We start from the raw sequence: 26,256 nt of genomic DNA on the forward strand, positions 1-26,256 counted from the left end.
AAGGCTTGCAGTTCTGTTAAGTACGCATAATACTTTAAAAACGAGCGTACTTTATAAGAAGATGACGTGCGGTATTGGCATCTAGCATCATTTAGTTGTTTTCTGTTTCTGGTGCTGCCTTTATCGGTATTTGCCAGTTCATCTCTTAACACTCCCACCGCAAAGCCGGTATTTAGCCGTTTTATCAGCCTAAGTACACCGGGAAAAACACTGCCTGTCCCCACAACTATGATCCAAGATCAGCAAGGCTTTATCTGGATGGGGTCGCAGCATGGCTTGTTTCGTCACGATGGTACGGATGTACAAGAGTTTAAAGCCGATCCCAGTCGAGCGGGAAATCTGTCTGCCAGTTGGGTGTCGGCGTTGGCTGTTGATCCATCAGGGGCGCTTTGGGTAGGAACCCGTTATGGTGGCTTAAATAAATTTGATCCTGCCACCGAGCAGTTTGTTCGATACGATTTCCCTGCAGCTTTAGGGACTCAGTCGGCCGAAATTTCGGCATTACGTTTTGATAGCCAAGGACAGCTTTGGGTAGCGACCTATGGCGCCGGTTTGTTTCGTTTGCAACAGGGGCAATTAGTTGCCGAACCGTTACCGCTGTTTTTTGCGCTAACCACCACGCCACCAACGACACTTAGCCCGCCGTCAACAGCAAATACCGCCGTAAATTTTATAAATGATGTATTTATTGATACCACCGGTGCCATGTGGTTAGCATCAGGTGATGCACCAATTCGTACGGCAGGTCAACGATATGGCGGTGTGTTATATCGGGATAACACCGGTGTAGCTTGGCAATCGATCCCGTTTCAACATCCCGAGAACAAACTCGTTTCGGTTACCCGTGTACGTGAATCGGCCGATGGTCAGATTTGGGCTTCTACTTTTGGCCATGGGCTATACCGCTATGCTCCGGCGTTAGGTGTGTTTGTGCCAGCAGAGCAGCCTGTTGCATTACAACAAGCGTTATTAAGTGACATTTGGATAGATAAAACACAGACGATGTGGCTTAGCAGCTACAGTAACGATGCCAGTGGCGGTTTGTGGCAACGCGACAAAGACGGCATATGGATCCATTATCCATTTAGTAGTGAGTTCACCGAAGGCCTTGCCAGAGCCGATTTATTAGGGTTATTTGGGGATCATCAAGGCACTCTATGGACGATTAGCCAAGCCGGTATAAAGGGATTAAGCCGTTACGCTAGAGCCATTAGAACCGTTCCGCCAGGGGCATTGAAAAACACCTTATTGCCGGCACCTAATGTATTGGGTATTGATGCCGTATCAGGCAGTGAAGTGTGGTTAGCAAATCGAGATGGGGGGGTTGTGCGTTTTAACCCAGAAACCAGCGAGTTGCAGCATTATCCTATACCAAGTACCTTAACTGCGCTAACGTCGATCCACGCTATCCGAAAAGATGCCAAGCAACAGCTCTGGCTAGGCACTAACAACGGTTTATACCAGCTTGATCCTATCACTGGGCAGTGGCAGGCGTTTCCGTTAAACACCACGGTAGCGCCTTTTATTGGTGCACTCTACCTCGACAAACAACAAAATTTATGGATAGGCAGCCGCGGCTTAGGCTTATTTAAAATTAATGCGAGCCGCGATGAGGTACAGCATTTTCGTGGTTTAAAAGATGAGCACGCTAATTTACGGTTTGGTGATGTAAACAACATTACAGAAGATCATTTGGGCGCCATTTGGTTGGGATCAACCGATCAAGGGATTGCGCGCTTTGATGTAAAAAACAATACGTTTCAATATTGGTTACAACATGCGGGCAGTGAGCATGGTTTACAAATGAACGGTGTGCAATTGATTCTCGAAGATGCACAGCAGCAATTATGGCTAAGAGCAGGCAATATTAATCATCGAGTGTTATACGATCCCCAGCAGCCCACCACGACCACTGTTTTTAAACCCTATTTACAAGCTGAAGATCAGGATGAACACTTACAGCAGGCTGAAGTGTTTCGCTTGTTATATCGTCTACATTGGCTGCCAGAGCAAGAAACTTACTTAGAACTTAACGAAGCTCATGGGATGCAAAGTATAACGTGGATAGGCGCTTGGGACATTATCGATAATGTGATTTATCGCGGCGGTGCCAGGGGATTTGACTATTTTAATATTAATGAGTTACCTAAAATTGTATCTTTAAACCCAGTACAACTCACCGGTTTATCATTGTTTAATCAACCGGTACGGACTGGCAGTGCGCTGCTACCCAAAGCGTTAGCGCAATTGCCATTACTGCAATTAAATTATCAACAAGATATGTTTAGTTTACGCTTTGCCTCGCCAGAATTTAAACAGCCCCAGCTTATTCAATATCGATATCGCTTAACGGGGTTCGATCGAGATTGGATCCAAAGTAGTGCCCAAAGCCCCATCGCTACCTATACGCGTTTACCGCCGGGTGAATATCAATTTGAAGTGTCGGCGCGTTTACCTGGCGGTAAATGGCAAGCGCCAACGTTACTGCCATTAAACATTCTGCCGCCGTGGTGGTTAAGTTGGTGGTTTCGGTTAACGATATTGGTGGCCTTAGTTGCAACGATCACGGGGTTTATCTATTGGAAATTACGTCTTGAATATCAAGTTCGTCGTAAGTTAGAACGATTAGTGGCAGAGCGCACACATCAACTCGCAGAACAAAATCATGCGTTGGCTGCCTCTTATCAGCAGTTACAACAAACGCAGCAGCAGCTGCTTACGCAGGAAAAGATGGCCTCATTAGGCGGTTTGGTGGCCGGTGTGGCGCATGAAATTAATACCCCTTTGGGTGTGTGCGTTACGGCGACTAGCCATTTGCAAGCAGAGCAGCGCAGTTTAGCTACTGCGTTTGCTAATCGCAGTGTAGGGCAGCAACAATTTGAGCGCTTTTTACAGCACTTGGCCGATGGCCTAAAAATTTTGCAGGTGAATACGCAGCGCGCCGCCGATTTGGTAAACAGTTTTAAACAAGTCTCGGTTGATCAAAGTATCGATTCGTATCGTGACTTCGATTTAGCACAGTATTTAAACGATGTGGTTTTATCGTTAAGTGCGCGTTTGAAGCAGCTGCGATGCCAATTGCACATAACATGCCCAACACCGCTTAATGTGTACTCAGATCCGGGTGCCATTGCACAAATTATTACTAATCTCGTAATGAATGCATTGTTGCATGGCTTAGACAATATACCAGAACCACAGATCACGCTTGAGGTGACCGTTGACGATAAACGGGTGCAAATACGCTTTGCTGATAATGGTTGTGGTATGTCGAAAGCACATTTGCAGCAATTGTTTGATCCTTTTTTCACGACTAAGCGCAATCAGGGCGGTAGCGGTTTGGGCGCGCATATCGTCTTTAATTTAGTCACGGCGCGTTTGCATGGTGAAATCACCGTTAACAGCGATATTGGGCAAGGATTGCACTATCTTATTCGCTTTCCACGTTTTATGGTAAAAGCGGAAGGATAGTGTGCTAAAGCAGTAAACCTAATAAAAAAATCGGGGAGCCGAAGCTCCCCGTCAATGCAGGACAAATTTCACAACGACCAGAACAATCCATTTCCGAGCCTAGGCCCTCTCTCACTCCGTTGACCTGAGCTACTATACAGACTTTTATTTTAAATGCAAACAATTATCATTAACTATTGAGTTATTTTCATTTCATCATTGCCATTGCTTGCAAAATCGACAAAAGCAGATAAAATATCTTTCGTTTCGAAACATAAGCGAAAGTAATGAATAAACGTAATACGCAGCAGCGTCGGCATCTCATTGTGGCGCAACTTCAGCAGCAGGGTGAAATTTCTGTTGAGCAACTTGCCCAGCAATTTCACACCTCTGAAGTGACTATTCGTAAAGATTTAACGGTGTTAGAAGCGGCAGGATTATTATTACGGCGTTACGGTGGTGCCGTTCCGGTACCACAAGATTTTGTGTCAGACAGTAGTCTTGAAAAAGTTTCACAGCGAAAGTTAGCCATTGCCAAAGCGGCGGCGGCGCTAATTAAAGATCATTATCGTATTATTATCGACAGTGGCCGGACAACGGCTGCATTGCTGCCCGAATTAGCCACTAAACGCGGCTTGGTAGTGATGACGAACTCGTTAGCCATTGCTAATGCGTTACGCGAATTAGAAAACGAACCGACATTATTGATGACCGGTGGTACCTGGGATCCGCAATCTGAAGCTTTCCAAGGCCAGTTAGCTGAACAGGTGTTACGCAATTATGATTTTGATCAACTGTTTATTGGTGCCGACGGTATCGACTTAGCGCGTGGTACCACAACGTATAACGAGCTTTACAGCTTAAGCCGAGTGATGGCGGAAGTATCACGTGAAGTGATCGTGCTGTTAGAGTCAGATAAGTTAGGCCGAAAAATTCATAATCTCGAGCTGCCTTGGTCGATGATTAAGGTATTGGTTACCGATACGGGGCTGTCAGAAGCGGCAGCGTTACAAATTGAGCAGCAAGGTGTTAATGTCATTCGGGTTCAGGCCTGATTAACGCATCTTGGTTAGAGTAAACCGATTAATTCAGTTAAATGGAGTAACACTATGTGTGGCATTGTTGGTGCAGTAGCACAGCGGGACGTGGTAGATATTTTAGTAGAAGGCTTACGCCGTTTAGAATATCGCGGTTATGACTCGGCCGGGGTGGCCGTTGTCGGTACTGCAGGCGAGTTACAACGTTTGCGCCGTTTGGGTAAGGTAAAAGAACTGGCCGATGCTGTTGCCGCGCAACCTGTACCAGGTGGTACGGGTATTGCGCATACGCGTTGGGCTACGCACGGTGAACCGAGTGAGCGCAATGCGCATCCACATGTGTCTGGCAATATTACGGTAGTGCATAACGGTATTATCGAAAATCATGGCCCTTTGCGCCAAGCGTTACAGGCCAAAGGTTATGTTTTTAATTCTGATACCGACACGGAAGTTATCGCGCACTTAGTCGAAGACGAGCTGAAAAAAGCGGGTTCGTTATTAGCCGCAGTGCAAAACGCCGTTAAGCAATTCAGCGGTGCATACGGCACGGTATTAATGGATAAAACCGATCCTTCACACTTGGTGGTTGCGCGCTCAGGCAGCCCGTTGGTAATTGGCTTAGGTATTGGCGAAAACTTTATTGCTTCGGATCAATTAGCATTATTACCTGTTACCCGCCGCTTTATGTTTTTAGAAGAAGGCGACGTAGCTGAAATTACCCGTCAAAGCGTTACGGTTTACGATAAAAGCGGTGTGCAAGTTGAGCGCGCGGTGGTTGAATCGAACGCCAGTTATGACGCCGGCGACAAAGGCCAATATCGCCACTTTATGCTAAAAGAAATTTATGAGCAGCCAAGTGCGATCAACAATACCCTTGAAGGCCGTTTAAGTAACGATTCCGTGTTAGATGAAACCTTTGGTAATGGCGCTGCAGATCTGTTTAAAAAGGTAAAGCATATTCAAATTGTCGCCTGTGGGACATCGTATCACTCAGGTATGGTCGCGCGTTATTGGTTAGAATCATTAGGCGGTATTTCTTGTAACGTGGAGATAGCCTCAGAATTCCGCTATCGCAAATCCTTTGTACAGCCCAACAGCTTATTAGTGAGCATTTCGCAATCAGGCGAAACGGCTGATACATTAGCCGCTTTACGTATGGCCAAAGAAGCCGGTTATATTGGCAGCTTAACCATTTGTAACGTTGCAGGCTCATCGCTGGTTCGCGAATCAGACTTAGCCTTTATGACCCGCGCTGGCGCTGAAATTGGTGTTGCCTCAACGAAAGCCTTTACGACTCAGTTAGTGGGTTTAGCGATGCTGACTCTGGCTATTGGCAAATACAACGGATTAACAGCTGCCCAGCAACAGGAAATGGTAACGGCATTAAGATCCTTACCGGCCAAGCTGGAAGAAACCTTAACGCTGGCCACCAGTATTGAAACGCTGGCCGAAGAGTTTGCCGACAAGCATCACTCATTATTCTTAGGTCGTGGCGATCAATACCCTATCGCCATGGAAGGGGCCTTAAAGCTCAAAGAAATTTCGTATATCCATGCAGAAGCCTATGCGGCAGGTGAGCTAAAACACGGCCCGCTGGCATTAATTGATGCCGATATGCCGATTATCGTTGTAGCGCCTAACAATGAGCTCTTAGAGAAATTGCAATCTAACGTGGAAGAAGTACGCGCCCGTGGCGGTATTTTATATGTGTTCGCCGACATTGACGCGCACTTTAAGTCTGATGCTACCCAGCGTGTAGTGAACGTACCGCACGTTCATCCGTTAATTGCACCCATTATCTATACTATTCCGCTGCAGTTATTGAGCTACTACGTGGCGATTATTAAAGGCACGGATGTCGATCAGCCGCGCAATCTGGCGAAGTCGGTGACGGTAGAGTAAAACTTAGGATCGAACATTATCGACATACTAAGAATAATCTCGTTATATTAAAGCCGGCTAAAGCCGGCTTTATCTCTTTCAAAAACGTAATATCTTTTTGAAAGAGATATTACGTTTTTTCAGTCGCGGTATTAAACCCTGCCAACCATACCTTTAACAAACCACTGAGTTGCTGTTGTTGCTCGGCGCTTAAATTGCCCATTAGCCGCTGCTGTAAGGCGATATGCTCGGGTAGCGCTTGCTCAATCAGCGTTTTGCCTTGCTCGGTTAAACTAACATGCACCACGCGCCGATCTTCGGTGCAGTGGCGGCGGCTTATTAGTTGTCGTTGTTCTAGTTTGTCTAGTCGGGTGCTCATAGCGCCAGAGCTTAATAGCATGCTTTGATACAGTTGCGATGGCGATAACGAATAGGGCTCACCAGCACGTTTTAACGTGGCTAACACATCAAACTCACCCTGCTTTAAACCATGCTGCTCGTAGCAGTGTAAAAATGCCAGCTCCAGCGTTTTATTTAAGCGGGCAAAGCGACCGAGTAACTGTATAGCCAGTAATTCATCGGTAATACCTTGGCGTTGCCACTGGGCGGTAATAAGATCTAAATCGTCATTCATAGTGGTTTATTAGCCCGTTGTGTTAGCTCAGATTAGTGATCTGCTTTACAGCTTAACCAAGAACAGGCAGAATAGAAATATCTTTACGTAAAGATACTTTTTAAAAAGATTCTTTAAGGGTGTTTATGTCTGTTTCATCTTCCCGCGCTAACCCTGCTGCAACTGCAAGCGCGGAGACCCGCTCTACTTTAGTAAAAACATTACAGGTCGATAGCGCAACGGCTGCTGTACAGGTGCCGGCTAAACCCAGCCAAGCGAGTATATTAAGCACCGCACAAGGGTTATGTTTACTGGCAATCGTACTGGTAGCGTTAAATTTGCGGCCCGCTTTGGCGGCGATAGGCCCTTTGTTACAAGCGATTCAGGGCGATATTAGCTTAAGCTTTAGTGCGGCCTCCTTGTTAACGACGTTGCCGGTATTGGCAATGGGTTTGTTTAGCTTTGTTGGTTTTCGGTTAGCCGCGCCATTGGGCTTAGAGCGCACGGTGGCGGCAGCCTTAATGGTGTTGGCGCTGGCAACAGCGTTGCGTTTCTGGGCACCTAATGCCGGTTTATTGATCAGTACGGCGTTGTTAGCCGGTATGGCAATTGCCATGATCCAAACCCTATTGCCCGCCATTATTAAAGCGCGTTTTGCCGAGAAAACGCCGCTGATTATGGGTTTTTATGTCACGGCCATTATGTCGGGTGCGGCTATTGCGGCTATCAGCACGCCACTTATGGCCAGCAGCCTAAGCTGGCGGATGAGTTTGGGCAGTTGGGTATTCTTGGCACTGTTCGCGCTGTTTATCTGGTGTTGGCAATTAAAAACACCCAAAGCCGCCAGTCAGGCCATGGCGCCTGCGCCAGCGTTGTCGTTTTGGCGCAATAAACGAAGCTGGCAATTGGCAGTATTTTTTGCGCTCGGCACCAGCTGTTATGTCTCGGTGTTGGCTTGGCTGGCGCCTTATGCCATTGAGCAAGGCTTAACTGCTAAACAAGCTGGCTTGCTGCTGGGGTTTTTAACCAGCTGTGAAGTGGTAGCGGGCTTATTCTTCCCGTGGTTAGCCATGCGTAGTCGTGATAAGCGCCAAGTGATTGCTATTCTTTGCGTGCTGCAATTGTTGGGGTTTAGCGGTTTAGCGTTGTTGCCCGATACGGCGTTGTTGCTGTGGGTGGCGATGATCGGTTTGGGCATTGGTGGGATTTTTCCACTGGCCATTATAATTACCATGGATCATGTAGATAACCCGGTACAGGCTGGGCGCTTAACCGCCTTTGTGCAAGGTATCGGTTATATTATGGCGGCCTTTACCCCGTGGATCGCTGGCGGGCTGCGCGACAGCTTGCAAAGCTTTACCCTTGCCTGGTTGCTGCTAGCGGCTAGCAGCGTGCTGGCGCTTTATTTAGGGGCAAAGTTTAGTGTTGCCAGTTATCGGCAGCACTTTGCGCTCACGTCGCCAGCTTAACAGCTGGCGTTAATGCAATCGCGGCCATCTGCTTTGGCGCGGTATAAGGCCGTATCTGCTGCGCAAAGTAAGGCCGTGCTGGTGCGAAACTGACCATTAATCTCACTGGCAATGCCCTGACTTACGGTGATACCCACCGACGCAGGCAAGCCCGTATCGGTAAATTGCAGCAGCCTAATCGCTTGTTGCAGCGCTCTTGCAACATTCAAGGCTTTAATTTCATTATAGTTTGGTAAAATTAACGCAAATTCTTCGCCACCATAACGTGCTGCCAATTCAGCATCAAGTGGCATGGCCTGCAAAATGGCGCGAGCTACTTTACGCAAGCAGGCATCGCCCTGAATATGGCCGTAGGTGTCGTTAAACTGCTTAAAAAAGTCGATATCAATAATGATCACACTAAGCGGTCTTTTCGCGGCAGTGCATTGTTGCCAGTTCTGTAATAACTGTTCATCAAAACTACGGCGATTCGCTAAGCCCGTTAATGCATCGGTTGCGGCTTGACGGCGAAGCTGGGTTAACTCCGCTTTTTGGCGGCTAAGATCACGTAAAATAAGCACTAAACTTGCTGGCGACTCGGGTAAAAACGACACCGAGAGTTCAATATCTTTACGCTCACCATTGGCGCATATTACAACCATCTCGGTAGGGCCAGCTTGTAACGACAATACACGTTTCGCTACAATTTTCACTAATCCTAAGTATTGTTGCTGGCAACGACCTTGTAAAAATGCAGGCCAAGATTCGCCAATTAACGGCTGATCCACGCAATTTAGTAACAGTGCGGCTTTTGCATTCGCGCATTGAATGATCCCGTCAGGTGATACCACCAACACGGCTTCGGCCAGATATTGAATAAAGCGGCTGATTGTAAAGTGTTCCGCTTGATTATGCTCATTTAGCGATAGTCCATTATGCTCATCATTCAGTGCTTGAGGTTCTAAGGTGTTTTTAAACGGGGCTGCGCTCATCTTATTTGTCCACACTAGTGAGTTTTGTTATAGCTCACTATAGAGCGTTAGTTGTGCTAGAACCTTTCGGTAACCTTACTTTTTAAGATTATGATTTTATTTAATAATATTTTTATTTTTCAAGCGGGGTAAGGAAAGATTAAACGTAAATTAGGCACTGGTTGTTGCATAGGCTTGAAGTATGGTTGTTAGTTTTGCTACTTACGACTTAAAAAGTTGTGGTGATAGCATTAATGTGAAACCCCCGATTGGAGCTTGGTAGCTGGTTTTAGCTTATTTTCTAAAAGCTATTAATCTGGATTATTTTTTACTTCAGGATCGGGGCTAAGGATAAAGAGGGAATTGCTGGTATTGCTTAGGATAAATTGAAATTTAGTGGTGCCTGCGGTCTGGTCAGTATCTAACATTTGCAAGTACTGGCCATCGCTACTTACGGTAACTGCATCAATAATGCCATCAAAGGGGGTATTAAAGCCTGCACCCATAAATTTTAACCCTTTACCGGTATTGTCAACTAGCTTATAGGTAATGGTACTGGCCTCGGTAACGGTAATATCACCACTGGGTAATGGCTCGCCACTGGCGCTTTGATAACTGAATACCGGCTCGCCTTGTTCCAAGCTTACTGTAACGTTGATAATGAGTGAAGCGTTGGTGTTATTCATCGGTTTCTCCTTGTCGTTATTGGTTAAAAATAAATATTGGTAATGGCATTTCGCTGCAACAGATGCAGTAGTTCAGATTGTTGCTGTAGCTTACCCAAGCAATCCAGCGCCTGGCTATAGCTGATAAGATAACGCGGATCTTTATTGTGCATTGTGATAGGTGTTAAGCGATCAATTGCTTGCTGGCACAATTCAGTCGCCACTATAGGATTTTGCATCGCCTGCAAAAACTTTGCTTGGGCAAGCTGGCTATCGGCCAGCAGGCCCTGATATACCGAGTTTTGCGGTTGTTGCTTCGTAAGTTCGCTAAAGGCTTCTGCTGCTAAATCAGCATTGAACTTGGCTAGGTTATATTCAGCTTTACTATAAAAATGATTGGCAGCTGTGAGCCTGAAGCGAGCGCTGATATCTTGACGATGCCTAGCAGTTATTTTGGAATTAGTGGCATTCAATTCTTCGAGTACTTGGTTAAGTTGCAGGTTGATCTCGTTTAGATTTAAATTATCTTGGAGTTGAAATTGTTGGTAATAAAAAAAGTACTTATTCCTTTGCCAGATACTATTTTCTGGATCCTGGGAAAGGGCTTGATAAAGTGTAGTGAGACCTTGTGTTGAGGCAGCTTTGGCTGCTGTTGCTTGCCCTTGATAAAGTAGGATGTCTGCTAGTTTTTGGTAGCTGCTGGATAAAATATCCAGCAAGTAAGGTTCTGGAGTATGCTCAGCGGCTAATAACTCTGTCTGTAATTGTTGATAAGTCGTTTTTGCCAGTAGTATATTACCCTCTGCGAGGCTAGCACTCGCTAGCCAAGAGCGAGTATTAGCAATATCGGCCAACAGTTGGTTATTTTCAGGCTGCTTTGCCTGTGCCAATAATTTTAACCGTAACGATTCTTCAAAATTCTTGCGGGCAACCTCAAAGCGCTGTTGCTTCATCGCCAACGAGCCCAAAGAGTTTGTAGCGTAGGACAGCTCCATAATGGCATCGAGATTATCCGGAGCCAGTTCGTACATTAATTCACTGTATTGATAATAACGCTGAAACTCGGGTTGAGTGCCCTGCCAGTTGCTGGCATCGTATTGTATTTGCCCCAGCCAAAAGGCGTTGGCACCAAGCGTTTTTAATAGCTCAAGGTTAGTTGGCTGTAGTGCTAATACGGCTTCTAACTGGCTGCGGCCGGCCTGTAGGGCGGCGCTGGCCTCATCTATTTTACCGCGCGAATAGGCGACCTCGCCCATGGCGGTCAGGGTTTGGCCGTGTTGTAGCATCGCCTCGGTACTTTGCGAGGTGCTGCTATTGCTAAAATCGGTAAAGTATTCCAGTGCCTTATTGCTAATACCGTCTAATAAATCCATGCGGCCGATACTGCGTAGCTTGTCGGCAAATTCACCCACCATAAACCCCAGCAGGTTTTCGGCGGCCAGGCGTTTTTGCTGCGCCTGTTGTTCGGCGTGGTAGCTTTTTATGCTCATGGTCAGCGCCATCATCGTTAGTAAGCACAGGGTGGCGATAGTGCCATGGCGTAACCAGCGTTTTTGCCGGGCTTTTTGAGCGGAGGCTTCAATAAAAGCCAGCTCGGCAGCATCTAGCTGAAACAGCGGGTTTTGTTGTAATTGCAAGGCTTCTTGCAGTGGTTTGCCCGGCGCTAATAAGTAAGCGCTATTGCCCTGCTCGGCTTGCCAACGTTGCTGCAAGTTTTGCAGGCGGCTTTTTATGCTCAGGCTATCATAATGCTCGTTAATCCAAGCTGTGGCGCGCGGCCAGCGCCGCAGTAAGGCTTCGTGTGCTACGCTAAAGCAGGGATCGCCATGCTGTAAGTGCGACACAAATAAGCGTTGCTCTACCAAGGTTTGTACCAAGGCGTGCTCGGCATCGCTCTTAAGTTGGCTAAAGCGGGCGCTGCGGCTGGTAATGCTTTGCTCATCTTCACGTAGTGTGACTAATAACGACAGCACCGCCGGTAAGCTGGCTTGCTGTGCTGCGGTCAGGGTGTTGATGGCTTGCTCGGCATTTTTACCAATAGCGCCTTCAATGCCGCCGAGGCTGTTGTATACCGACACTAATAGCTTATTGTCGTTACTACGTTGCAAATACAATTGCTGTAAGGTGTATTGCAGCATAGGCAGCGCATCGGGATTACTGGCTGCTTCACGACAGAGAATTTCATCCAGAGGAACGGCGGTGTCAGGATCGGTATCAAAACTCAGTCCGGCAGCCAGTGCCGGTAAGCGGATCATTTGCAGTAAGTCGGTACGGTTAGGTGCGGCTAAATCGAAATGGGCGCCCTTGGCTTTACCTGCCATCAATGTCGGGTAATTCACCAACAACGGATAAAATTCATTGCGGCAGGCGCTGAGCACCAATACCGTGTTACTTGTGGCGAATAGCTCCAGTAAGCCGACAAATTGGTTACGCTCGTCGTCGTTAAATAAGGGTGACGACAGCAACACTTCTAACCGGTCAATAAACAGGGCGCAACGTTTCACGTGTTGCCTGCCATTGTTAAGTGCCGCGCTAAGACGCTGAATAATCTCTGCGGGTGCTTCGGCCAGAGAATGAGCCAGCTGCTCGGCGCTATTCCCAGCCAGGATAGGTTCGTCCTTCAGTTCCCAGTCTAGCAGGGCGCTGGCTAAATTCAGCAGCAGTTGTTGCGGGGCGACGTCGGCCAAATCCAAACTGGTATAGCTGAGTACCTCAACACCGTGATAGCCGCCTTCTTGCATCAGGTTTGGCAAAATACCGGCATTAACCAAAGACGATTTACCACTGCCACTGGGGCCCAATAATAAACAAAAGCCCCGGCCATATTTTACTTGCTGGCCAATACGTTCCAGTAAGGTAGCGATTTGGGTGCCACGGCCAAAAAACACGCTGGCATAGTGCTCGTCGTAGGCTTGTAGGCCCGGAAAGGGTGAACCCTGCTGCCAGCTTTGCTCGGTTAAGCTTTGTTCTTGCCCCAGCGGATAGCGCACCTCAGCAATGGCGCGATAACCGCGTTTGCGGATGGTTTCAATATAACGCGGCTCGGTAGCGCTATCGCCCAGCGCTTTGCGAAGCTGCGCTAGGGTTTTATGTAGTGGATTATCGCCGGTTTCAGTATTGGGCCAGCAATGATGCACAATATCGTCGGTGCTTACCACCTCATTACTCTGTTGGCAAAGTAACAATAACACGGCCATCGCTTTGGGTTCGATTTGCTGAACCTGTTTACCTTGGCGCAAGGTATTCGCGGCGGGCTCAACCTGCCAGTCACCAAAAAAGAATAGGCTGTTCATAATGGATTTGTAGTGAGTATTAACGAGTTTATGACGCAACATAACATGGCTATCGCGATTAGTTTAGCGTTAAACGCTGATTTTATGCTCGCCCGCTACGGTAAATGACCGTGTTTATTTTTTCGCCCTTTTGCTGATTGTTGCATTGACGATTCTGCGTTATTGTTCTACCTTATGTAAGCGCTTACATTTTAGTGGGCGGTGTGCATCCTTGCCATCGCTGGCGTGACAAGGTAATAAACAGGAACTCAGGGTATGACAAAAATAACGATAAAGGCAAAACCCCTGTCCGCGCTGCTATTGGCGGTAGGGTTGAGCGGATGTGGTGGCGATGTAAATACAAACTCCGATTATACGGCAGTCGATCCCACAGTACCGGTTAGCGATTGGAAACTGGTGTGGAGCGACGAATTCTCAGGCTCGGCTATTGATCAGCGTAAGTGGACGTTTGAAGTGGATTGTCGTGGTGGCGGTAATCAAGAGAAACAATGTTACACCGACAGCGCTGAAAATGCCTTTGTATCAAATGGCACCCTAAAAATTGTCGCTAAGCCTGCCGCTGATGGATCGCCACAGCCCTATACATCGGCCCGATTAAACACCAAATACCAAGGCGACTGGAAATACGGTCGTATTGAAGTGCGCGCAAAAGCGCCATCAGGCCAAGGCTCTTGGCCCGCCATTTGGATGATGCCTACAGACGAAGTGTACGGTGGGTGGCCAAAATCAGGTGAAATTGATATTTTTGAAGCGGTAAATTTAAAAACCGTTAATGCCGAAGGTGTGGTAGAAGCCAACGTGCATGGGACCTTGCACTATGGTCGAGACTTTCCAAACAATTCAAACAGTGGCAAATCCTATACCTTACCCGGTAATGCCAATCCGGCTGATAGCTTTAATACTTATGCAATAGAATGGCAAGAAGGCGAAATTCGCTGGTACGTTAATGATTATCTCTATCAAACCCAGCAAGCGTCGCGAGTGCGGACGAATAGCCGAGGTGAATTAATAGGGTTAAGTCATCGGGGCTGGTTTGCTGAGTATTTTGACCGTGTTACTGGCAAGTTAGAAACACAATGGAATGCTGCACCGTTTGATCAACGCTTCTATTTGATTTTAAACTTAGCGGTGGGTGGCAACTGGCCTGAAAACGTGAATAACCTAGGCATTGATGCTGCTGCATTTGCTAATGGCCAAACGTTTGAAATTGATTGGGTACGGGTGTATGAGTGCCAGTCTAACCCTAACAATGGCAAAGGCTGTGAAACCATTCGTGCTGGTTATTTAGATAGCGAAACCTTAGTCACGGGCAAGGCACCTATTCCGTCTCCTCCGTCTACGGGTGTCGCCCAAAACTTGGTTATTTTTGACGGTACGCCAAACCCAAATTGGCCGGCTTGGGATTGTTGTGGTGGTTCTACCCCTGCTTTAGTTCAAGATGATAGCCGTGGCCAAGTTTACGAGTTTTTAGTTGGTCCACAGCCAACGGTGAATGGCTTTATTACGCGTTTGGCATTTATCAAAGATCCAGCGGGAACACCCTCTCCTTTTGATGCTTCTCCGTTAATTGAAAACGGCAGTATTAGTTTTGATATGCAAGTGGTGTCACCCCCTTCAAACGCTGCGTCAACCTGGATGTTTAAAGTAGAAAGTAACGACAACACTACCTTTGTTGAATTGCCGATTACGGCGAGCTCAGAGGGTATTGCACCCGTAACGGGGCAATGGCAGACCTTTACATTCCCACTAAAAATGCTCGATGAAGCCGGTTTAGACTTAAGCGCAATTGATGTGATCATGATTTTCCCTGCATGGGATACCGGTAATGGTGCAGTCTATCGTGTTGATAACGTAAAAATTGCTCAGCCTACGGAATTCCCAGAGTTGGTTATTTTCAATAATGGCGGTAATACAGATTGGCCAATGTGGGATTGCTGTGGCGGTAGTACACCTATCGAAGTGTTAGATGCAGATGTTAATGCGTTAACTGCAGAATTTAGCGTTGGTGCTACCCCTACCGTACTAGGGTTTAACAGTCGTGCGCCTTTCGGTGGTGGTGAGCCTTTTGATGCCGCGGCATTGTTGGCCGAAGGTGTGGTGCAGTTCTCAGTCAAAGTGGTGAATGCGCCAGCCAACCCAAGCTCTACTTGGATGTTTAAAATCGAAGCCGCTGGTGGCGACTCTGCGGTTGAACTGCCATTAAGTGCTGGCAACGCGGGCCAAGCGCCAGTAACCGGTCAGTGGGCAACGTATACGTTTAGTCTGCAATCGTTATTTGATGCAGGCTTAGATATCAGTGCTATTGATGTGTTAATGGTGTTCCCTGCCTGGGATACGGGGTCGGGTGCGGTGTTCCGTATGCATGATGTGCGTATTTTTAATCCTAATGCTGTTAATAGTGAAATCACCATCTTCCGTGATGCAGTTAATGCCGATTGGACCTTGTGGGATTGCTGTGCCGGTTCTGTACCAAAAGTGGTCGATGCTGATGCCCCTTATGGCAAAGTGGCTCAGTTTGAGGTGTTAGGTTCACCCGAAACGGTATTGGGTTTCTTAGCCAAAAAAGATGTGGCATTTGATGCCTCAGCCTTACTGGCTAACGGCAGTGTGAGCTTTGATATGCGCGTGGTATCTGCTCCGAGCAATCCTAATAGCAGTTGGTTATTTAAAATTGAATCAAGTGGCGCAGCTACCGCAGTAGAGTTACCACTGGCATCGGGTAATAACGGCCAAGCACCGGTTACGGGCGAATGGCAACGGTATCGTTTTTCTCTGCAAAGCCTGTTTGATGCAGGTTTGGATATTAGCGACATCAACGTATTAATGGTATTTCCAGCGTGGGGCACGGGCCAAGGCGCGGTTTACCAAATTGATAATGTTGAAATTTCTAATAATTAACGCAGCGCGAGTAGAGTAGGATAATTATGAAAACAACAACGTTTACTAAAAATCGCGTAGCAACGGCGGTGTCAGTGGTTCTGGCAACCGGATTGCTGATGCCGGTACAGGCGCAAGACACTACTGCTGCCGAACCACAAGTTGAAATTATTGAAGTGAAAGGTATCCGCGGTAGTTTAGCGCGTTCTATGGATGTAAAACGCGAAAGCTCTGGGGTAGTTGATGCTATTTCTGCTGAGGAAATGGGGAAATTCCCCGACACTAACTTAGCGGAATCATTACAACGTATTACTGGGGTATCGGTAAGCCGGGTGAATGGTGAGGGTAGCCAAATTACCGTTCGTGGTTTTGGTCCTGAATTTAACCTGATTACCTTAAATGGTCGGCAAATGCCTGGTACGGGTTTTACTCGTTCTTACAACTTAGAGAATTTATCTTCTGAAGGGGTTAGTGCGCTTGAAGTGTACAAAACGGCGCGGGCAGAAAACCCCAGCGGTGGCCTAGGGGCAACAGTGAATATTGTCACGGCTAAGCCACTGTCTAGCCCTGGCGAGCGTTTTTCATTGATGGGCAAAGCCGTTCACGATAGCTCAAATGAAGAAGGTAATGATGTTACGCCAGAGTTTGCTTCTGTGTACAGTAACACCTTTGCGGATGATCGTTTTGGAGTAGCCTTGTCGGTATCACACGCACGTCGTGATTTTCAAATCCAACAGGCCAATATCCAAGGCTGGCAGGTGCAAGATACAAACACCAGTAATGCCCTGCCGGAGCTCGATCCTTCCAGAGTGATTGATCGTCGTCCAACCGATGCGCAAGGTAACAAACTGGGTCCAGCGTTCTTTCCAAAAGACATGAACTATGAAATTGCTAACTATCAGCGTGAACGTACTAATGGTCAACTTACGCTGCAATATGCCGCAACAGATGATATGACCTTTACGGTAGATTATACCGCAAGCCGCGCAATTGTTGGGGCCAACAGCATAGGTTGGGGTATTTGGAATAACTTTGGCGCCAATATTAATGCGTATGAGTTAGATGAGCGTGGCACGGCTATATTTGCTGATATTAGTGGCGACGATGGTTCATTTACGGCGAGTAGAGGCACTACGGAAGTTACGTCAGCGTCGTTAGGCTTTAATATGGAATGGCAATTGACGGACAATTGGCAAGTCAGTTTTGATGCGCATGATTCCAATAACAAGCCTGATAACGGTGCCGATAAAGGCAGCGGTAATACTGGCCAAATTATCTTAGGTTCAGATCAATTACTCACCAAGTTCTATGATTACCGCACTGGCGATATCCCACAAGCCTATATTTTATGGCGAAATGGGACTAACGAGCTGCGTCCAAGTGAAATGGATTCTAACTTTAGCCAGTTCTTCCATTCCCCGGGTGAGTCAGAGGTACAACAGTTCCAATTAGACAGCACTTGGTATAACACGGTCTTTAAAATTCCATTGGTGTCGGTAAAAGGCGGTATTGCTCGGACGGATCAAACCATGGGTGGAACGAACGCCTGGAGTGGTTTACGTGGCGGTCCGGGGTTTAACCCCAGCTATACCTTTATTTTCCCAGACAGCATGTTTACCCGTAATGACACAGGCAGCTTTTTGGATCAATTTGCTGGTGGTGGCAGTGGTTTAGTGTCGAACTACTTTTACACCTATGATTTTAACGAAGCCGTTGCTCGACAAGCGGCGTATTTAACCGAAACATTACTGGGTAGTAATGCGTACTTACCCGATCCCTATAATCCTTTTGGTACAGTAGGACAAAGTGCGATACAAGAAGTGACCGACAGTATCTATGTGCAATCGGCCTGGGAATTTGATGTTGCAAATTTTCCAGTGCAGTTGAATATAGGAGTTCGATACGAACAAACGGATGTGTCCAGTACGGTTCGTCAAGATGTTGAGCGCCAAGTAAATTGGGTTAGTCCATCAGAGTGGATCATGCAATACGAAGATGGCGATGCGAATTTCCTCACATTAAACGGCTCACATAATATGCTGTTACCGATGATGGATTTACGGGTCGATTTAACGGACGATCTGGTAAGCCGCTTCTCGTATGGCAAAACCATTTCGCGTGCACCTTTGGGTGCGTTAGGGGGCGGTCGTAGTTTAAGTGGCAGTCCAAAACCTGGTTCGCGCAGTGGGGGCCAAGGCAATACCAATCTGCAACCCTTTGAGTCAACTAACCTTGATCTAAGTTTAGAATACTATTATGCGCCAGCTAGCTATGCGGCTATTGGTTACTTTCATAAGAGCGTAGATAATTTTATCAGTAATACCATTACCGATATTACGATTGACGGCTTACACGATATTTTAAATGGTCCGCGTTATCAGCAAGCGGTGGCAGATATTGTCGCTAGAGGTGAGCAAGCGACCGATTCGGCTATTTACAACCAGTTGCTGGCAAATGGCCATGGTAATGCCAATGGTGAAATTGAGCCTACGAGTGCGGATCCGTTAATCGTGTGGAGCATTTCACAGCCACAAAATAGCGATACTAAAAAAGTTCAAGGTATTGAAGCCGCATGGCAGCATGTGTTGGGTGAAACTGGTTTTGGCTTTGGTATTAACGGAACTTGGGTTGATGGCGATGTCGAGTTTGACGTTGACAGTTTAACCCAACAATCACCTTTGGTAGGATTAAGTAACTCAGCCAACTTACAGCTATTTTATGAGCAATTTGGTTGGTCAGTTAAGTTAACCTATGCTTGGCGCGATAGCTATTTGTTAGGCGTTGGCCAAGGCCAAGGGTCGTCTGATGCACCACCGCAATTTGCTAAATCGTATGCGCAGTGGGATCTTAGCGTTAATAAAGACATTACCGAAAACTTTACGGTATTCTTTGAAGGCATTAACCTGACCAATGAAACGGAACAAGGTTACGGCCGTTATGAAGAGCAGTTCTTATTTGCGCGCCAGTATGGCCCACGTTATACGTTAGGTGCGCGTTACCGCTTCTAATACCTGCGTGACGTCCTTGTTGTTTTTAATGCCCGCGATGCGGGCATTTTCAATTAAGGGGTGTCACATCCTTTGGCAAAAAGTTGCTTTATGATTGCTGTAAAAAAGCTTTAACCAAGTTGAGTTTATTTCTACTCACAGGTATTTCATCTGCATTATGTAATAATAAACACCCTTCACGGCCAGTTTTACGCAGCGCTTTTATGGCTTTTTTATTTACCCAGTAAGAACGATGGGGTTGAATACCTTCTTGGTGGGTGCAAAGTGAAATTGCGTCTTTCAAGTTAGCGAGTATCAGAGTTTGTCCCACCTCGGTAACAACCAGTAAATAGTGTAACTCCGATTTTAAATAGAGTAATTCGCCTTGTTTGTTTGCCGGTAGTAAGGCTTGCAAAGGATCGGGCGTGTTATGAATTAACGCTATATTGGTTTCAGATGTTATTGGTTGCGATGAATTGACTACGGGTAGCTTAGAATTAGGGATGATCATTTTAAATCCCATCACCCAAGGCGCATTAATCGCTAACCAACACATAACTACAGGCGGGACGACACCGCTGATCTCATGACTTATGGCGGTGGTCCAGCTTATTAGATTTCTGGGCATGTCTTCTAACGCTAATAGCAGATCGATTGCAAGCGCTAAAGGCACAAAGCAGAGTGCACCAACCAACCCAGATAGCAGTAATTTTAACCAAGGATTGAGGGATTGAAAAAAATCAAAGTGAGCCAAGCTCTTATGGCTCAACAGCATAAAAGCCATAGGAATAAAACTCTGGTAAAGCCAGAGTAGTAACTGTAGCCAAAAAGGTAGATTATGACTGTTGTCAATCAATGCGAAGAGTAAGGCTAAAATTAAGGCTATTGATAAAAAATAGCGTATGGGTGAAACGTCACCAAAATCAAAAGTCTGTTCATTCATAACGTTATATTTGCCAACTGTTCTGCCCATTCATGTAAAAGTCTGCCACTTCATACAAAATCCCTTTCTGCAGCGAACTATAACAGCATAATAAAAAGGCGTGTTGAAAAAAAGTGGAGTATCAAAATGAAGTTAATGTATTTAATACCAGCGATTCTTCCTGCCTTATTACTTACGAGTAACGCTAAAGCTGCAGAGGGTTATTACCTCAAGCCTTATGCAGGTATTAGTTATATGAATGACGTAACAGGAACGCGTCAAACAGAAAATATTAATATTGAACTAGCCCAAGGCATGGTATTAGGGACTGCATTGGGTTATCGCTTTGAAAGGAACTTTGCGTTGGAACTGGCATGGGAGTATAGGAGCAATGATAGCGAAACTCAGCTAGGCAGCACTTTTTACCCGGAAGGAAATTATGCGTCGAATATTTTCTTTCTTAATGGCGTTTATTTTTTTAACCAATGGCAGAAAGTTACACCTTATGTGGGTTTTGGTTTGGGTTGGATGCAAGAAATCGATATTGATTTAGAGCTTGCTGGCGTAGAAAACTCCTTCTCAAATAGCGGAGCTTTCACCTATCAGGGCTTTGTGGGGCTAGAGTATCCACTTGCAGCAAATTGGATAATCCATACTGAGTTTCGTCATGCTGGAGGCAAGTCAGGTAGTTTAGAAAACGAAGCGGGTATGGGAAGCTTGGCTAGCTTAAAGTACACGCCTTTTACGTGGCAGTTTGGGATCAAATATCTATTTTAATAAAATAAGGCGCTGTGAAGCGCCTTACCGTTATTGGTTTACTGACATGCTAGAGCGGTTGCGGTGCTATTGGCTACCAAGCGCGCATCTGCAAGGCTTAGAGTAAGTGCGCCCTGACTTTGAATAGTAAAGACGTTTAACACTTGCGTTAGCGTTAGGCCTTGCTCTTGTAGGCAGCTTAAACTGATCTGCAGCGTCTGCCATTCACCTTCTGGTATGGCGGCTAGGGCGGGGCCAATATTTTGGTTAGCCGGACACGTTTCACCACAATTCATCCCCAATAACACACTGTCGGGTACTGCGCCATTACGCATAACTTTTAATGCTAACTGGCTATCCGTACCGGCAAAGGTGCGTAAATCCCTCGGGAAAGTACTGCTGAAACTAAAGCCTGCATTCGCATTGCCACTGAACTCGAAGCGACGCGCATCTTCTTGTACCTGATTATCAAAGGTGCGGCTACGGATAGCACCAAATTCCTGCACACTGCTGGTGACAGCGACACGTTCGTTGCCGCTTAACAGCTGTAATTGCCAAGGCGAGCGAGGCGCACGTTCAAAAATCACTTGCTCGGCACTGCCCGCTGCATCGCCGCTGTTTTCTGATAAGGTATTTGCAAGTTGGTCAGCATCGCCGTAGCGCAAGCCAAAACCATAGGGCAGTAAAGGCTGATAATCGGTATCTCCCAGATTAACGGTCGTTTGCTGTGGTGTTGCCGGCCAAGAGAACGATAGTTTACCGGTAAAGTCGTGTTGAACGGCGCCATTGCTATCACGCAGGATCACATCAGCGATACCTTCTCCTTCGCTACCCGGTAACCAGATGGCGACAAAGGCGTCCGAAGCATTAAGCTCTGGATTCACCCACATAGGTCGGCCACTGATAAACAGCGAAATAACCGGAATACCTTGTGCTTTTAGCTGCTGTAGTAAGGCTAAATCTGTTTTGTTACCGCGTTGAAATTCTAAATTGTCGAGATCGCCATTGCCTTCGGCATAAGGCTCTTCACCGAAGACAACGATAGCAACATCCGGTTTTTGTTGAAAGCTGCCATCCACAGAGAGTTCTACGCTGCCGCCAGCGGCACTGACTTGCTTATTAATACCGGCGTAGATCGAGGTTCCGCCGGGGAAATCGGCATTGGTATTGCCGGTACCTTGCCAGCTAATAGTCCAGCCGCCCGCTTGTTGTCCGATATTATCGGCACCTGAACCCGCCATCAAAATACGTTGTTGTGGCTTTAGTGGTAATAATTGCTGATTGTTTTTCAATAATACTAGCGATTGTCTTACCGCATCACGCGCGACTGCACGATGTTCTTGCGCACCAATAAGCTCTGTTTTTCCTGCTAGCGGCCGATTAGCGGGGCTAGGTTTTTCAAACAGGCCTGCACGTTTTTTTACGCGAAGTATGCGGCGCACGGCATCGTCAATACGTTGCTGCGGGATCACGCCTTCTTTAACTTGAGCAATTAAATTGTAATACAGAGGTTTCCACGCTTGTGTGGGTACCATGTAAATATCTAAGCCCGCATTTGCTGCTTGAGGACAATTATCATTGGTGCAGCCCGGAATTTGGCCATGGCCATTCCAATCACCAACGACAAAGCCATCAAAGCCCATGCGATCTTTTAGCACGTCTGTTAATAAATAACGATCACCATGTAATTTGCTGCCATTCCAGCTATTAAATGACGCCATCACACTTTGCGCGCCGGCCTGCAAACCACCAACATAGCCTTGAGCATGAATATGATACAGTTCGCTTTCGCTCACTTCGGTATTACCTTGATCGACCCCACCAGTGGTTCCGCCATCGCCGACAAAGTGTTTAACCGTACTTATAACGCGGCGCTCACTTAAAAAATCTCCTTCTGCAGCGCCTTGTAATCCTCTAACAATAGAGGCGGCATAATCACGAACAATATCGGGGTTTTCAGAATAACTTTCATAGGTGCGACCCCAGCGATCATCTCGCACTACGGCGACGGTTGGGGCAAATACCCAATCAATTCCTGTGGCCATCACTTCACGCGCGGTAGCTTCGGCAATTTGTTCTATTAACGCCGGATTATTTGCGGCACCTAAACCAATATTGTGTGGAAAGATGGTGGCGCCAATAACATTGTTGTGGCCATGTACTGCGTCTGTGCCCCACATAGTAGGGATTTTACTGCCGTCTTGACTGTCGTCGATTGAGGCTTGATACATGGCTTCGGCCAAGGCTATCCAATCCGCTGGCGTGGCATATTTGTTATCATTAGGAAATGCACCACCCCCGTTTAAGTAAGAACCAAAACCGTATTTGCGCATGTCTTCAACGGTAATATCGCGAATTTCGGGTTGGATCATTTGTGCAATTTTCTGCTCCAGTGTCATACCTGCCATCAGTTCTGTAATGGCTTGCTCGATGACAGGATCTTGCGCAACCGGTATCGTTAATACTGGCCAAATAGCCGCTTTTTCCGGCGTGGTTGTTGCCGGTGGCGTGGCTTTATCGCAGCCAGCTAACAGCAAAGTACTGGTCAAGGTCAGCAACAATGCAGATTGTTTAAAGGGCAATGGGTGTTTCATAGTTCTTCCTTAGCAGCAATAACCGTCTGCGGTTTACAGCCACGCAGACCATAGTAAGCAATGTAGATGTAACAAAGTAATGGCAAAATAAAGGCCTGCTGTACACCAATCTGATCAGCTAACATGCCTTGTAAAAGAGGTAAAATAGCGCCGCCTACTATGGCTAAACACAAAATACCGGAGCCTTGGCTGGTGTATTGTTTTAAACCATTAATGGCTAAGCTAAAAATAGTGGGGAACATAATAGAGTTACATAAACCGACCAGCAGAAGTGACCACATGGCAAGTTTTCCAGAGCTCAGGATTGTAAGCGCCAGCAGCAATACCGCCATAACAGCATTAAAAGCCAAGACTTTACCAGGATTAATTTTTTGCATAACTGCGGCACCAATAAAGCGGCCAATCATGGCACCAAAAAAATACACGGAAATGTAATGTGAAGCAGCTGCGGTGGTCATGCCGCCAATTTCTGGCATAGAAAGATAAATAGCTAAGAAGCTGCCAATACCCACCTCGGCTCCCACGTAAACAAAGATCCCTAAGGCCCCTAATATTAAATGCCGCTGTTTCCATGCTTCTCCACCCAATGGTAGTGTTTCTGAGGCATCTTTTTTGCCGAGTGCAGGGAGTTTTAACCAAGCAAAGATAATGGCTAGGGCGATTAAGCTGGCCGCCAAAATTAAATAAGGAATTTGTACAGTTGACTCGGTGATTGCCCCTGCCACTGGCTGCGGTGCATCCATGCCACCAAAAATCAGCCAAGCGCCGAAAAATGGCGCGACGGTAGTGCCCAATGAGTTAAACGCTTGTGTCATGGTTAAGCGGCTAGAAGCCGTTTCGGGCTTACCCATTACGCTAACATAAGGATTAGCCGCAACCTGTAAAATGGTAATGCCCGACGCCAGCACAAAGAGCGCAAATAAAAACATACCGTATACATGCATAGCCGCAGCGGGCACGAAAAGTAAACAGCCCGCACCGGCAATCAATAAGCCTGTGACAATACCTGATTTATAGCCAATACGGCTAATCAGCATACCTGCAGGTACCGACACCACAAAGTAGGCGCTAAAAAAGCAAAACTGAATCAGCATGGCTTGGGTATAGCTTAAGTCGAACAACAGTTTTAAGTAGGGGATCAAGATGTCATTAAGACAGGTTATAAAACCCCACATAAAAAATAAGGTGGTTAGCGCCGTTAATGCAAAACGGTAATTCCCCGCGCCTGGCACTGGGGTGCTTAGGTTGGGTGAGCTGATGGGTGTGGCTGCCATAAAGGTTCCCTTGTCATTTGGGTTTTTAATTGACGTCTTTAATTGCTGCGTCTAGTATAAATGTAAGCGCTTTCATTTATAGCATACCTGCTGCTGATCGCAATATTTTTCAGCATTTGGATATCAGAACAAGGCAAAAAACATCGCTATGAGCACGATCCACTTACCGGCAGATTCTGCCTTACTACAAAACGACTTTATTTTTGGTGTGGCCACGGCCGCCTTTCAAATCGAGGGGGCGGCATCAGAACGTGAACCCTGTATTTGGGATACTTTTTGTGCTGAGCCTGGGCGGATTAAAGACGGTTCGGATGGCCAAATTGCCTGTGATCATGTAAATCGCTGGCAAGAAGATCTCGAGTTAATTGCCGGGCTAGGTGTCGATGCGTATCGGTTTTCGGTATCGTGGGGGCGTATCGTTCGTGCAGATGGCAGCATTAATCAGCAAGGTTTAGCGTTTTATACTCAGTTATTAGATGCGTTAACGGCGCGTAATATTAAAGCCTTTGTTACCTTATACCATTGGGACTTACCGCAGTATCTAGAGGATCAAGGCGGATGGTTAAACCGCAACACGGCTTATCGTTTCGCTGAGTATGCCGATATTGTTAGCCAAGCGTTTGGCGATAAAGTGTATTCGTATGCCACGCTAAACGAGCCTTTTTGCAGTGCATATTTGGGGTACGAGGCGGGTATTCATGCACCAGGCCAGCAAAATCGTCAACATGGTCGCCAAGCTGCACATCATTTATTGTTAGCCCATGGCTTAGCCATGCCCATTTTACGCCGTAATTGCCCCAGTGCATTGCATGGTATTGTGCTCAACTTTAGTCCTTGCCATGCCGCGTCAACGCAGCCGAAAGATTTGCAAGCGGCGCAGTTAGCTGATTTGTATCATAATCAATGGTATTTGCAGCCTTTAATAGAGGGGCGCTATCCTGATCTGGCCGGTCAATTGAATGCAGCAGATATGCCGGTGATAGCGCCTGGCGATTTAGCTATTATTGCCCAGCCTTTGGATTTTTTGGGGGTAAATTATTATACCCGTACCGTATTTGCCGCACGGCATGATGGCTGGTTTACCGATATTAAACCCAGTACACCGCCGTTAACTGATATGGGATGGGAAATCTATCCGCAAGGGTTAACAGAAATTTTAGTGCAGTTAGCGCAGCGTTATGCCTTACCACCGCTTTACATCACAGAAAATGGTGCTGCCACCGTGGATATCTGGCAGGATGGTGTCGTTCAAGATCCACTGCGTTTAGCCTATTATCAACAACACTTGCTGGCAACAGATGCGGCCATTCGTGCCGGAGTAAATGTGTGTGGCTATTTTGCCTGGAGCTTGCTCGATAATTTTGAATGGGCCGAGGGATACGCTAAACGTTTTGGTATTGTGTATGTCGATTATGCTAGCCAACAGCGCACCCTTAAAGCCAGTGGTCAGGCATTACAAAGGTTATGGCAGGGTCGACGCGACTAGTT

15 protein-coding genes are annotated in these 26,256 nt (G+C 46.7%); 8 read left to right on the plus strand and 7 right to left on the minus strand.

The window, feature by feature from the left end; genetic code table 11:
* Window positions 1–66: 66 nt before the first annotated feature.
* The 3 genes from IE070_RS11495 (at window position 67) to glmS (ending at window position 6,389) form a co-directional block, all read left to right on the plus strand.
* On the plus strand, window positions 67–3,471 hold the full coding sequence (locus IE070_RS11495; RefSeq protein WP_229797046.1) for an ATP-binding protein: 3,405 nt from the start codon (window positions 67–69) through the stop codon (window positions 3,469–3,471).
* A gap of 266 nt (window positions 3,472–3,737) precedes the next feature.
* Window positions 3,738–4,505 (plus strand): DeoR/GlpR family DNA-binding transcription regulator, encoded by a 768-nt coding sequence (locus IE070_RS11500; RefSeq protein ID WP_189483340.1) that lies wholly within the window; start codon window positions 3,738–3,740, stop codon window positions 4,503–4,505.
* A 54-nt stretch (window positions 4,506–4,559) separates the two neighbouring features.
* Window positions 4,560–6,389 (plus strand): glutamine--fructose-6-phosphate transaminase (isomerizing), encoded by a 1,830-nt coding sequence (gene glmS, locus IE070_RS11505; RefSeq protein WP_189483341.1) that lies wholly within the window; start codon window positions 4,560–4,562, stop codon window positions 6,387–6,389.
* Between the two features lie 109 nt (window positions 6,390–6,498).
* Here glmS and IE070_RS11510 read toward each other — a convergent pair whose 3' ends face one another.
* Window positions 6,499–7,002, minus strand: a complete 504-nt coding sequence (locus IE070_RS11510) for a MarR family winged helix-turn-helix transcriptional regulator (RefSeq protein WP_189483342.1) — start codon at window positions 7,000–7,002, stop codon at window positions 6,499–6,501.
* Window positions 7,003–7,127: 125 nt separating this feature from the next.
* Between IE070_RS11510 and IE070_RS11515 the strand changes: the two genes are divergently transcribed.
* A complete protein-coding gene (locus IE070_RS11515; RefSeq protein ID WP_189483343.1) occupies window positions 7,128–8,450 on the plus strand; it encodes a cyanate transporter in 1,323 nt (440 codons plus the stop codon).
* Here the strand turns inward: IE070_RS11515 and IE070_RS11520 are convergent.
* From IE070_RS11520 to IE070_RS11530, 3 genes are all read right to left on the minus strand, one after another.
* Window positions 8,447–9,421, minus strand: a complete 975-nt coding sequence (locus tag IE070_RS11520) for a sensor domain-containing diguanylate cyclase (RefSeq protein WP_189483344.1) — start codon at window positions 9,419–9,421, stop codon at window positions 8,447–8,449. The two genes, IE070_RS11515 and IE070_RS11520, sit on opposite strands and share 4 nt — an antisense overlap.
* Window positions 9,422–9,711: 290 nt before the next feature.
* Entirely contained in the window at window positions 9,712–10,086 is a 375-nt protein-coding gene (locus IE070_RS11525; RefSeq protein WP_189483345.1) for a DP-EP family protein, read from the minus strand.
* A 23-nt stretch (window positions 10,087–10,109) separates the two neighbouring features.
* Window positions 10,110–13,358, minus strand: coding sequence for an nSTAND1 domain-containing NTPase (locus IE070_RS11530; RefSeq protein ID WP_189483346.1), 3,249 nt, complete (start codon window positions 13,356–13,358; stop codon window positions 10,110–10,112).
* 255 nt (window positions 13,359–13,613) lie between these two features.
* Between IE070_RS11530 and IE070_RS11535 the strand changes: the two genes are divergently transcribed.
* Both IE070_RS11535 and IE070_RS11540 read left to right on the plus strand, forming a co-directional pair.
* Window positions 13,614–16,256 carry a glycoside hydrolase family 16 protein gene (locus IE070_RS11535; protein WP_189483347.1) on the plus strand — a complete coding sequence of 881 codons (2,643 nt, stop codon included), beginning with the start codon at window positions 13,614–13,616 and terminating at the stop codon, window positions 16,254–16,256.
* 26 nt (window positions 16,257–16,282) lie between these two features.
* Window positions 16,283–19,243 (plus strand): TonB-dependent receptor, encoded by a 2,961-nt coding sequence (locus IE070_RS11540; protein WP_189483348.1) that lies wholly within the window; start codon window positions 16,283–16,285, stop codon window positions 19,241–19,243.
* An 88-nt stretch (window positions 19,244–19,331) separates the two neighbouring features.
* Here the strand turns inward: IE070_RS11540 and IE070_RS11545 are convergent, their stop codons facing one another.
* Window positions 19,332–20,165 carry a LytTR family DNA-binding domain-containing protein gene (locus IE070_RS11545; RefSeq protein ID WP_189483349.1) on the minus strand — a complete coding sequence of 278 codons (834 nt, stop codon included), beginning with the start codon at window positions 20,163–20,165 and terminating at the stop codon, window positions 19,332–19,334.
* Between the two features lie 126 nt (window positions 20,166–20,291).
* Between IE070_RS11545 and IE070_RS11550 the strand changes: the two genes are divergently transcribed.
* Window positions 20,292–20,921 carry an outer membrane protein gene (locus IE070_RS11550; RefSeq protein WP_189483350.1) on the plus strand — a complete coding sequence of 210 codons (630 nt, stop codon included), beginning with the start codon at window positions 20,292–20,294 and terminating at the stop codon, window positions 20,919–20,921.
* Window positions 20,922–20,959: 38 nt separating this feature from the next.
* Here IE070_RS11550 and IE070_RS11555 read toward each other — a convergent pair whose 3' ends face one another.
* On the minus strand, window positions 20,960–23,494 hold the full coding sequence (locus tag IE070_RS11555) for a glycoside hydrolase family 3 protein (protein ID WP_189483351.1): 2,535 nt from the start codon (window positions 23,492–23,494) through the stop codon (window positions 20,960–20,962).
* Window positions 23,491–24,768: a sugar MFS transporter gene (locus IE070_RS11560; RefSeq protein WP_189483352.1), complete on the minus strand. Its 1,278-nt coding sequence runs from the start codon at window positions 24,766–24,768 to the stop codon at window positions 23,491–23,493. The genes IE070_RS11555 and IE070_RS11560 overlap by 4 nt, the downstream gene beginning before the upstream one ends.
* Window positions 24,769–24,916: 148 nt before the next feature.
* On the opposite strand from IE070_RS11560, the gene IE070_RS11565 reads away from it, so the two are divergent.
* Complete coding sequence (locus IE070_RS11565; protein ID WP_189483353.1) at window positions 24,917–26,254, plus strand: GH1 family beta-glucosidase; 1,338 nt, start codon at window positions 24,917–24,919, stop codon at window positions 26,252–26,254.
* Window positions 26,255–26,256: the final 2 nt, after the last annotated feature.

The organism is Alishewanella tabrizica (genome assembly GCF_014652375.1).
GTDB classification, from domain to species: Bacteria; Pseudomonadota; Gammaproteobacteria; order Enterobacterales; family Alteromonadaceae; genus Alishewanella; species Alishewanella tabrizica.